Raw genomic sequence first — 5,309 nt, 5'->3', positions numbered from 1 at the left:
CCCCCCCCGCCGGTTCATCGAAGGCCGCCTGCGGCTTGCGGACCTCGCCGATCCGATCTTCGCCGCGCTCGAGGAAGGCAAGATCACGCTCGATGTCGCCAAGGCCTATGCGACGACGCCCAACCATGATCGCCAGATGATGGTCTGGAATGAACTGTCGAACAGCTGGCAGGGCAACAACCCCGATTCCATCCGCCGCATGGTCACGCACAGCGCCATCCGCTCGTCTTCGCCGATGGCGAAGCTCGCCAGCGAAGCGGAATACCTCGCCGCCGGCGGCAAGATTGAACGCGACCTCTTCACCGAGGACGGCGGCGAAACCTGGATCGATGCCGAGATCGCCCAGCGAATTGCCGGCGAGAAGCTCCAGGCCTTTGCGGCCGAAATCGCCCAAACCTCCGGCTATGCCTGGGTACGCCCGATCCTCGAAACCCGCGTCACCTACAACGCGACCGAAGACCTCCATCAGGTCCATCTCGAACCGGCACCGCTCACCGATGAGGAACAGGTCGAGGCCGACAAGCTGCTCGAGACGATCTCGGCGCTGGAAGCCGAAAGCGAGACGCTCGACGAGGACGACGAGGCCGCCGCCGCCGAGTTCCAGGCACGCTGGGATGCCGCAAGCAGCGCCTACGATGCGCTCCACGACAAGCCCCCGGTGATCCCCGAGGAGATGAAGGCCAACGTCGGCTGCTTCGTGATCATCGGCGACGACGGCCAGCCCACCGTCGCGAGCGGACTTTACAGCGACAAGCCGCTCGAACGCCGCAAGGCCCGCGGGTCCGACGCGGGCGAGGGTGCCGGCGGAGCAGGGGAGGGCGGTAGCGCTGCTCCAGCCCCCAAGCCGTTGTCGCAGAAGCTGGTCGAAGAGCTCGCTGTACAGCGCCGCGATATTCTGGCGATCAACCTCGCTTCCAACCCGGCGATTGCGCTCGACTACCTGATCTTTGCCATCGCCGACTCCCGCGCGCTCTACAGCGCCCAGGCATTGGGCACGACGCTCCGCGCCCCGTCGCCCTCGCTCTACCTCGCCAACTACCCTGAAAACCCGGCGCACACTCTGATGGCCGATATGCGCGAGACGCTCGACCTGTCGTGGACCGAGCACCGCCGCACGGTCGACCGGTTCTCCGCGTTTAGCGCGCTCGACGACGATACAAAGGCAAGCTGGCTCGCCTGGTGCATGGCGAAGACACTGGAAGCCAGCATGGGGATCGACAAGAAGACCGGTCAGTCCGGCCCTGAACCGATCGACCTGCACGATCATCTCGCCGCCCTGATGGGGATAAACGTCGCCAGCCACTGGCGGCCAACCTCGGCCAATTACTTCGACCGCGTGAGCAAGCAGGCGCTGCTCGCCCATGTCAGCGAAGTTGGCGGATCGACCATGGCGGCGAGTTTCATGGGCTCGAAGAAGGGCGACCTCTCGGCCTCCTGCGAGAAGCTGTTCGCCGGTGAGACCATCGTTGCGCCTGAGGTCAAGGAAGCTGCGCTCGCCTGGGTGCCCGAGGCCATGCGCTTCCGGGTGCTCGCCGCGAGCGAGCCCGATGAGGGAGCGCCGGTTGAGCACGAACCGGACAGCGATGCGGGCGACCTCGAACCTGCCGAAGAACAGGACGTCGAAGCCAGCGAGACCGTCGACGCCTGACCAGCCTTGCCGGCACGCTGCCCGCGCATCCGTTGCGATCTGCGGCAGCGTGCCGGTCCATCCAGGAACCATCTCATGACCATGATCACCAAGCTGCGCGCCCGGGTCTCCCCCGAGGCGATCTCGAAGGTCACCCGGATCTTCAACGGGACCCTCGACGACATCTTCAACGAACTCTTCCAGAATGCCCGCCGCGCGGGCGCGGGCCGCATCACCATCACCGCCGATCACACGGCGGACGCATGCCTCATCACGGTGAGCGATGATGGCGCCGGGATCGCTGACCCGGTCGACCTCCTCTCGCTCGGGGCATCCGATTGGCCCGACGAGTGCCGCGCCCGCGAAGACCCGGCAGGCATGGGCTTCTTCAGCCTTGCTGGCCTCGACACCGTGGTCAGTTCGCGGAGCGCGGACGGCGCGTTCTCGCTCGCGATCACGGGCGATGCCTGGACCGGCGAGGCCGACATCGATGTGCTGCCCTTCGACGGGCCGCGCGGCACGACAATCGCCTTCCGGTTCGATCCGCAGCCTGACGGCAAGCTCGAACGCTGCGTCGAGGCAGCCGCCCGGTTTCTGCCGCTTGCCGTCAGTTACAACGGCAAGGACCTCGCCCGCGCCGATTTCCTCGCCGACGCGCACAGGGTCATCGAGCGGGAGGGGTTCCGGATCGGCGTGTTCCGCGACCGGCACTCGCCGCACGTGGCGACGCTCAACTTCCACGGCGTGACCCTCAAACACGCCTTCCCGGTCGTGAAGGAAGTCCATCACACCCAGTGGTCCGTGCAGGTCGACGTCATCGACGCGCCCGATCTCGTCCTGGTCCTGCCCGCCCGCAAGGAAATCTACCGCAACGCCGCGCTCGACCGGCTCGTGGCACTCTGCCGCGAGGCGATCTTTTCGGTCATCCACGAGGAACCGTTCCATCGCCTGAGCTTCGAGAACTGGATCGAAGCGAGCTTGTATCGCGACGACTTCCCCCAGGCGGCGCGGCAATTGCCGCTGTGGTACCCGACGCTCGCCCGCGACAGCTACCGCGAGGTGCCGCGGTTTGCCGACCTCGAGCCGGGCGCGGCAATCTATGACGACACCGACTCCTTCGACGCGGTCACCTTCGGCCGCGCCTTGCGGCGCTCGAACGGCGGCGAGATGCACCGTCTGGGCGGCCCTGAGCCGCGTGCCTTCTACGAGCCGATCACCAATTTCATCGGCTATCCCTGGTACGACGCCCTCCCAGCCTTCGTGCGCACCGGTGAGCGCTACACCTTTGATGGCAGCATCCCCGCCGACGAAGCCTATGCTGTCACTCTGCGCCCCGACGCGATCACGATCGAACTGACCGACCAGCACGACCGGAGGCTCGATCTTGAGACCGATTTCGCGATTCTAGACGACCCCGACTCATGGGGCGATCCCGACTGCGCGCGCATTGCGCTGACTCGGACCACCGCGCTTGGCCCGGACGATCTCACCGACCTCATCATCGACGCCGTGTTCTCGCCCTCGGATGATTCCGATGCGGACAGCTATGACACCCAGGAGACCCGCTTCCGCCACGATGCCGCGGTGCGCGCGCACGCGATCCTCGAGGGCGAGGACGCTGCGATCCTTGCCGGCATCTCCATGGCCTTCGCCGACCGGGTCGCCTGGCGCATCCCGCACGGGCGCACGCTCCGCCTCACCTGGTCGAGCGCGGCTTCCGACCTCTCACTTGATCCTGCCCAGGAGGGCCCGGCCCAATGACCCGTCATCCCAAACCCGACGTCGCGCAGGTCATCACCGACCTGATCCTCGAAAAAATCGCTGCCGGCACGGCACCTTGGCTCAAGCCCTGGACGTCGACCAGCACGCGGCCGCTGCGCCACAACGGTGTCCCCTATTCAGGGATCAACACCTTCTTCCTCTGGGCGGTCGCCGAAAGCCGGGGTTACGCGAGCCCCTACTGGATGACCTTCCGACAGGCGCTCGAACTCGGCGCCCATGTTCGCAAGGGCGAGAGTGGCTCGTTCAGCGTGTTCTACAGTTCGGCGCGCAAAACCGACACCGATCGTCAGACCGGTGAGACAACCGAAAAGACGATCCGCTTCATGAAGTGGAACCACGTCTTCAACGCCTCGCAGATCGAGGGATTGCCGGCGCACTACTATCCCGAGCCGCCCGACCCCAAGGCGATTGGCGCACTTTCGGCAGGGGTGCAGGCATTCCTCGACGCGATCCCGATCCGCGTGGTCCACGGCGGCGACAGCGCGCATTACACGCCTAGTACCGACACGGTGACCCTGCCGCCGCCACAGGCGTTCCATTCGATCGAGGCTTATTTCTCGACTCGTTGTCACGAACTCGGCCACGCCACGGGATCGGCCAAGCGGCTCAATCGCCAATTCGGTAAGCGGTTCGGTGACGACGCTTATGCGTTCGAGGAGATCGTCGCCTCGCTCTGCCAGGCTACCCTGTGTGCCGAGTACGGCCTCCCCAATGAGATTCACGACAGCCACGCGTCCTACATCCATCACTGGATGAAGATCCTGCACGGGGACAAGACCGCGATCTTGCACGCGGCGGCCAAAGCCGAGCAGGCGATCAAGTGGCTGCGCCAGTTCGACCCAGCCCTGGTCGGCGAGCTCAAGGAGGCGGCCTGAAGGCACCCACGTTGCGATGGCCCGGGCCCGCTCGCAGGACGAACGCGAAGGGGAGGGGGTGGGAGCCCGATGCGCCAGGGGGCGCAAAGGGAGACTTCACCGATGAACTACGATCTCGACTTCCGCTATCGCCGTGCCCTGCAGCCCGATGGCCTCGCGACCATTGTCACGGCGACCCAGGCCGTCGTCGACGCGATGCAGGACGCGCGCAACGCAGGGATCGACCCGGCACGCGATCCCGCGACCATCCTGCTTGCGCGCCACGTCGGCCGCATCGCGCTCGGCCACGCGCCCGATGAAACCTTTGCCGAAGACCTGCCGCTGCGCCGGCAGTGCCTTGCCAAGATCGACGAGCTGAAATCGAAGCCCGCGCTGGTCGCGCTCGCCCGCCGCGGAATCGGCTACGATCCCGAAGCCAAGCGCGCCTTCCACCGCGAGGCCCGCTCCGCATTGCGGGTGGCGGCTCGCCACCTTGGGCTGGAGCCCGACCAGTTCGACCTGCGCAGCAACTTTGCGGGACCTGCGGTCTCCGGCGAGATCACGCTCCACGGCGACGAGATCTACGTTCAGGTCTCGATCCCCTGCATCCGTCCGGGCCGCGAGGTCATGTTCCGCCGCTGCAAGGGGCGCAAGGATTACCTGGGCGACCGAAACCACTTCTGCGACATCGCCGTCCTCGCCGCGCCGCAGAGCTTCCGCGCGCTCGTCGTTCGCGAGACCGGCCTTTCGATCAATCCGCGCCAGCAGGCGTTCGTCTAGGAGACAAGCCCATGGGTTGGCTGTTCATGTCCCGCGGCGGCATGGCCCCGTTCGCCACGCCGAAGGCCTATCTCGACAACCAGTGCACATACCCGCCGGACCCAGAGAAGGGCCGGGCGACGGGCCTGCGCGTCCTCAAGTCCACCGTTCGTTCGGGCGCTTACTACGCCGCCTGCCAGAGCTATGACCTCGAAGTCCCGCGCGAGACATTCGCGATCATCTGCCTGGTCAAATGGAACCCAGGTGCGCGAAGCGGCGAGGAGTTT

The 5,309-nt window shown here is 66.1% G+C and carries 5 protein-coding genes; all 5 read left to right on the top strand.

The window, feature by feature from the left end; genetic code table 11:
- Positions 1-1,648: molybdopterin-binding protein (locus SX1_RS23330; RefSeq protein WP_019054764.1), on the top strand; the 1,648-nt coding region annotated here is incomplete at its 5' end.
- 75 nt (positions 1,649-1,723) lie between these two features.
- Positions 1,724-3,388 carry an ATP-binding protein gene (locus SX1_RS21515; protein ID WP_019054763.1) on the top strand — a complete coding sequence of 555 codons (1,665 nt, stop codon included), beginning with the start codon at positions 1,724-1,726 and terminating at the stop codon, positions 3,386-3,388.
- On the top strand, positions 3,385-4,284 hold the full coding sequence (locus tag SX1_RS21510; RefSeq protein ID WP_019054762.1) for an ArdC family protein: 900 nt from the start codon (positions 3,385-3,387) through the stop codon (positions 4,282-4,284). The genes SX1_RS21515 and SX1_RS21510 overlap by 4 nt, the downstream gene beginning before the upstream one ends.
- 102 nt (positions 4,285-4,386) lie before the next feature.
- On the top strand, positions 4,387-5,043 hold the full coding sequence (locus tag SX1_RS21505) for a hypothetical protein (protein ID WP_019054761.1): 657 nt from the start codon (positions 4,387-4,389) through the stop codon (positions 5,041-5,043).
- Between the two features lie 11 nt (positions 5,044-5,054).
- The coding region (locus SX1_RS21500) for a hypothetical protein (RefSeq protein ID WP_019054760.1) at positions 5,055-5,309 on the top strand (255 nt) is incomplete at its 3' end.

The sequence above is a fragment of the Sphingobium xenophagum NBRC 107872 genome, from assembly GCF_000367345.1.
GTDB classification, from domain to species: domain Bacteria; phylum Pseudomonadota; class Alphaproteobacteria; order Sphingomonadales; family Sphingomonadaceae; genus Sphingobium; species Sphingobium xenophagum.
The sequence above is the reverse complement of the archived record's forward strand: the minus strand, read 5'-3'. Positions and strand labels throughout refer to the sequence as shown.